The organism is Mesorhizobium sp. M2A.F.Ca.ET.067.02.1.1 (assembly GCF_004023285.1).
Classification (GTDB): domain Bacteria; phylum Pseudomonadota; class Alphaproteobacteria; order Rhizobiales; family Rhizobiaceae; genus Mesorhizobium.
In genome coordinates this window covers 1-5,328 of sequence record NZ_RZSB01000420.1, presented here as the reverse complement: position 1 = coordinate 5,328, position 5,328 = coordinate 1, and the positions used below count along the sequence as shown (strand labels likewise).

Sequence of the window (5,328 nt, the reverse complement as noted above, 5' to 3'; positions counted from 1 at the left end):
GCGCACGACGATCAATCGCCTAAGCTCGACCTTTCCGCAAGGCGTCGAGGTCGTCTACCCGTACGACACCTCGCCCTTCGTGCGGCTGTCGATCGAGGAAGTGGTGAAGACGCTGGCCGAAGCGATCGTGCTGGTTTTTTTGGTGATGCTGCTTTTCCTGCAGAACCTGCGCGCCACCATCATCCCGACGATCGCCGTGCCGGTGGTGCTGCTCGGCACATTCGGCGTGCTCTCCTTCTTCGGCTATTCGATCAACACGCTCACCATGTTCGCCATGGTTCTCGCCATTGGCCTGTTGGTCGACGACGCCATCGTCGTGGTCGAGAATGTCGAGCGCGTCATGCAGGAGGAAGGCCTGCCGCCGAAGGAAGCGACGCGCAAATCGATGAACGAGATCACCGGCGCGCTGATCGGCATCGCCACCGTGCTGTCGGCAGTCTTCGTGCCGATGGCCTTCTTCGGCGGCTCCACCGGCATCATCTACCGGCAATTCTCCGTCACCATCGTCTCGGCAATGGTGCTCTCGGTGCTGGTGGCACTGGTGCTGACGCCGGCGCTCTGCGCCACCATCCTGCGCCCGGCCAAGGACCATGCGACGCAACGGGGTCCGTTCGGCTGGTTCAACCGCATGTTCGATCGCGGCACCATCGCCTACCGCGACGGCTCGCACGGCATCATCAAGCGTTCCTGGCGCTTCCTCGCCGTGTTCCTGGCCATCGTCATCGCCATGGGCTGGATGTTCGCCCGGCTGCCGAGCTCGTTCCTGCCGGACGAGGACCAGGGCATTCTGATCACCAGCGCTTCACTGCCGGTCGGCGCGACGCAGGACCGCACCGAGCGCGTGCTGGCCGAGGTGACCAACCACTATCTCAATGAAGAGAAGGACGCGGTCGAAGGCGTGTTCACGGCTTCCGGCTTCGGCTTCGGCGGCGCCGGGCAGAATGTCGGCATCGCCTTCGTGCGGATGAAGGATTTCGACCAGCGCAAGACCTCGGCTCTTTCCGTGTCTGCGGTCGCCGGCCGCGCCATGGGCGCCTTCTCCAAGATCAGGGATGCCCAGGTCTTCGCGCTGGCCCCACCCGCCATCCAGGGTTTCGGCAACACCAACGGCTTCGATTTCTACCTCCAGGACGTCAACGGCGCCGGCCACGACGCGCTGATCCAGACGCGCAACCAGCTTCTGGGTCTGGCTGCAAAGAGCAAGCTACTTGCCAACACGCGCCCCAACGGCCAGGAGGACCAGCCGCAATTCTCGATCGATATCGACCAGGAAAAGGCCAGCGCGCTCGGCATCAGCCTCGCCGACATCAACAACACGCTGTCGACCGCCTGGGGCAGCGACTATGTCAACGACTTCATCGATCGCGGACGAGTAAAGCCGGTCTATCTGCAGTCGGGCGCAGATTTCCGCATGCAGCCGGAAGATCTCGACAAATGGCAGGTCCGCAACTCCGGCGGCGCCATGGTGCCGTTCTCGGCCTTCGCCTCCAGCCACTGGACCTACGGTTCGCCCCGCCTCGAACGCTACAACGGCTCGGCGGCGGTCGAGATCCAGGGCGCCGCGGCCGCAGGCCAAAGCTCCGGCGCGGCGATGGACGAGATCGACAAATTGGTCGCGCAACTACCCGCCGGATATGCGCATGAATGGACCGGTCTGTCGCATCAGGAGAGGCTTTCCGGCAATCAGGCGATGTCGCTCTACGCGATTTCGGCGCTGGTCGTGTTCCTGTGCCTTGCCGCGCTTTACGAAAGCTGGTCGATCCCGTTCGCGGTGATGCTGTCGGTGCCGATCGGCATCTTCGGCGCCCTGGCGGCGGCCACCCTCTTCGGCCAGACCAATGACGTCTATTTCAAGGTCGGCCTGCTCACCACGATCGGCCTGGCGGCCAAGAACGCCATCCTCATCGTCGAGTTCGCCATCGAGCGGCAGTCTGCCGGCATGGGGCTGGTCGAGGCAACGCTCGAAGCGGCGCGGCAACGCCTGCGGCCGATCCTGATGACATCGCTGGCCTTCATCCTCGGCGTCACGCCTCTGGCGATCGCCAGCGGCGCGGGCTCGGGCGCGCAGAACTCGGTCGGCATCGGTGTTATGGGCGGCATGATCGCGGCGACCGTGATCGGCGTCTTCCTGGTGCCGCTTCTCTTCGTCACAGTGCGCCGCATCTTCAAGGGCAAGGCAGCCAACGAGAATTCAGGCGGGACCCCAGCCACAGCCACTCAAGAATAGAGGTTTTTTCCATGCCAGGTTTTGAACGCGGTCTCGCGACCGCGAAGAAGTTCTTTTTGCCCGCGTTTGCCGCGGCCCTGCTCTCGGGATGCGTTGTCGGTCCGGATTACCAGAAGCCACTGCTGGCGATGCCGGCAAGCTGGAGCGGGCAGAAGGCGGCAAGGCCGGCAAAGCCGGCGCAGCTGTCGCAATGGTGGCGGCGCCTGCGCGATCCCGAGATGAATGCGCTCGTCGCGGAGGCGGTCGCCGGCAATCTCGATGTCGCCACCGCCAAGGCCAAGATCCGCGAGGCGCGGGCAAGCTACCGGCAGTCGGTAGGCACGTTGCTCCCATCCGCCGACGGTTCGGCCTCGGCCACCCGCAATAGGGCCACAGCAACCAGCTCGGGCACGGCAACCGGCACAACCTATGACCAGTATCAGGCAGGCTTCGATGCCAGCTGGGAACTCGACCTCTTCGGCGCCAACCGCCGCAGCGTCGAGGCCGCCAGCTATGGCTTGGACGCTTCCGAGGAAAGCCTGCGCTCGACCCTACTGACCTTGGTCGGCGATGTCGCCTCCAACTATGTCCAGGCACGCGGCTATCAGGCCCGCATAGCGCTTGCCCGGCGCTCTGCCGCATCGCAGCGGCAAACCGCCCAGCTCACCCGCACAATGGCCTTGGCCGGCTCGGCGACCGCGGCGGACGTAGCCAAGGCGGAAGGACAGGCCAGCGGCACGGAAGCCGGCGTTCCGAGCCTGGAGGCCAGCTATGCCGAGGCCGTGCATCGCCTTTCCGTGCTGACCGGGCGGCCGCCAGCGGCCCTCAACGAGCGCTTGAGGCACGCAACGCCGATCCCAGCGCCCCGCCTGCCGATCCCGACCGGCATCCCGGCCGACATCCTGCTCGCCCATCCGGATGTGCGCATGGCCGAGCGGCAGTATGCACAGTCCACCGCCAAGATCGGCCAGGCCGAGGCGGCGCGCTATCCGGGCGTCAGCCTGACCGGCGACATCAGCACCACATCCCTCAAGCTCGGCGATCTCGGCAAGAACTCCACCATCGGCTGGTCCTTTGGCCCCACCCTCAGCGTGCCATTGTTCAATGGCGGCCAATTGCAGGCGGCCGTCGACGTCGCCAAGGCCCAGCGCGACCAGTATTTCGTCGCCTACAAGGCCGCCGTGCTGACGGCGCTGGAAGACGTTGAAAACGCCACCGTTTCGCTGTCGCAGGAGCGCATCAGGAACGGCAAGCTCGCCTCCTCCGCGAAGTCCTACGGCGATGCCGCGCGGCTTGAAAGAACGCTCTACAAGGCTGGCGAGACCAGCCTCCTCGACGTGCTCGATGCCGAACGCTCAGCCTATTCCGCCGACGATTCCGTCCTGCAAAGCCGCGTCTCGATCGCCACCGATTACATAGCCTTGAACAAGGCGCTTGGCGGTGGCTGGAACGGCGCGATCGACACGGCCAGACCCGAAATCATAGATGTCCGCACCGGTCCGCGGCTGGCATCAAAGACGCAATGACCGGCGAGCCGTGCGGTCTATCCGCCGGCCCGAACAAATCTCCGTGAGCGACGCCCGCAAACAATATCCCACTATATAACAGCCTCGTTGAGGTAATGAGATGACAGGCGCCTACGATCTCGGAACCGATCTGGTTCGCCGTATCTATGAAAAGCGCATAGATGCGCCGGCCATTCTTGATGCCGGCACGCATTTTCCCAATGCGGCTAAGTTCGCCGCCGCCTGGCAGGACATCCGCGATGAAGCGCTGGCGGCAAAGCTGAACAAGGCGCCGCGTTTCCACGACATCATGCCGGAGCAGGCCGATATCTCTGCCAATGACGGGCTCGACTGGCGCATGTTCGTGCTCAAGGCCTACGATATGACGGTGCCGGAGAATCTCGCGCGCATGCCGGTTCTGAGCCGGCTGCTCACCGAATGCCCCGAGGTCAAGTCGGCGGCCGTCTCCTTCCTCGCCCCGCGCAAGCATATCCCGCCGCACCGCGGACCATTCCGCGGCATCATGCGCTTTCACCTCGGGCTCGCCATCCCCAAACAGCCGGACGGCCACCCGGCAACGATCATGATGATCAACCATGAGGAAAGGCGCATCGCCGACGGCGAGTGCATGCTCTGGGACGACACGTTCGAGCACGAAGTCATGAACAACTCGGATCAGCCGCGCGTCGCTCTTCTGCTCGACGTGTGGCGTCCGCAAATGCCGCTGGATATGGAAATCCTGTCGCGCGTGATCGTGCGCGGTGTGCAGGTGGGAATGCGCTGCCGAGGCGTGTCGTTCGGCGGCTGAACCAGCTGCGATCGACGCCTTATGCATGTCGCCCGACGACGCGATCTTCAGAGAAAGACCTGGACGAAATAGAGACTCAGGCGCGCGCCTCGCGATGCGTCCCTGCTCTGCGCTTGCCGGGAAACATCGCGTCCCTCGCCAGCAATCCGCTGACGCGGCAGAAGGTTGCGAACGCCCGGCAGGCTTCCTCGGTGCTGGCCACATCGACCGTCGCCCCGAAGCAGGCATTGAAGGCGGCTTCGTAGATCTTGCCCTGCCTGCGCTTCGGCCAGTCCTGCAGGAAATCGAGCGCCTGCTCGACACTGTAGATCTCCTCGACCGGCAGGCCGGGCGCGGGCGTGATGCGCACCGGCACCTCGAATTGCAGTCTGTCCATTCCCTGTCTCCCGAACGAGCGCAGGCCCAGCAACGCCGCTCGATGTGAAAAGTTGCTTTTGCGGCCTTCTGACTCAGGAATGTGACCTCAGTGCGATCAACAATCGGTTCACGGATGCGTCAGGCGGCGCGCCCGGCCAATCCGCGCAGGCTAGGTGACAGGGCGACACTACCCACACCGCCCTGCCCTTGCTCTTGTTCCACATCGTCGGCGCTACTGATTGGCCGGATCGGTCTCCGCGTCATAGGCCATGCGGGTAACCACCGTCAGCAGATAAGCGGATGGCAGCGCGAAGATGGCGCCGAGCACGATGGCCGCCGTTCCTTCCATGCGAAGGATGGCGGCAACGGCCCAGTAGACCGTGCCGATGCAGATCACCGCCTGAACCGCCAGGAAGCAGGCCGCGGCGGTCGCGCGGGTGAGTGTCTTGAAT

5 protein-coding genes are annotated in these 5,328 nt (G+C 64.4%); 3 read left to right on the top strand and 2 right to left on the bottom strand.

Annotated elements, in window-relative coordinates; translation table 11 throughout:
• The 3 genes from EOA28_RS23860 to EOA28_RS23850 all read left to right on the top strand — a co-directional run.
• Window positions 1–2,227 (top strand): efflux RND transporter permease subunit (locus EOA28_RS23860; RefSeq protein ID WP_128315340.1); only part of this gene is annotated, 2,227 nt, incomplete at its 5' end.
• Window positions 2,228–2,238: 11 nt separating this feature from the next.
• Entirely contained in the window at window positions 2,239–3,732 is a 1,494-nt protein-coding gene (locus EOA28_RS23855; RefSeq protein ID WP_127251163.1) for an efflux transporter outer membrane subunit, read from the top strand.
• Between the two features lie 100 nt (window positions 3,733–3,832).
• A complete protein-coding gene (locus tag EOA28_RS23850; RefSeq protein ID WP_127251164.1) occupies window positions 3,833–4,519 on the top strand; it encodes an aspartyl/asparaginyl beta-hydroxylase domain-containing protein in 687 nt (228 codons plus the stop codon).
• Window positions 4,520–4,595: 76 nt separating this feature from the next.
• On the opposite strand, the gene EOA28_RS23845 is transcribed toward EOA28_RS23850, so the two are convergent.
• Both EOA28_RS23845 and EOA28_RS23840 read right to left on the bottom strand, forming a co-directional pair.
• A complete protein-coding gene (locus EOA28_RS23845) occupies window positions 4,596–4,895 on the bottom strand; it encodes a DUF982 domain-containing protein (RefSeq protein WP_126082328.1) in 300 nt (99 codons plus the stop codon).
• A gap of 213 nt (window positions 4,896–5,108) precedes the next feature.
• The coding region (locus EOA28_RS23840; protein WP_128315339.1) for a hypothetical protein at window positions 5,109–5,328 on the bottom strand (220 nt) is incomplete at its 5' end.

Coding starts and splice junctions, on each gene's coding strand:
- EOA28_RS23850 (WP_127251164.1), top strand. CDS start 3,833: ATGACAGGCGCCTACGATCTCGGAACCGATCTGGTTCGCCGTATCTAT.
- EOA28_RS23855 (WP_127251163.1), top strand. CDS start 2,239: ATGCCAGGTTTTGAACGCGGTCTCGCGACCGCGAAGAAGTTCTTTTTG.
- EOA28_RS23845 (WP_126082328.1), bottom strand. CDS start 4,895: ATGGACAGACTGCAATTCGAGGTGCCGGTGCGCATCACGCCCGCGCCC.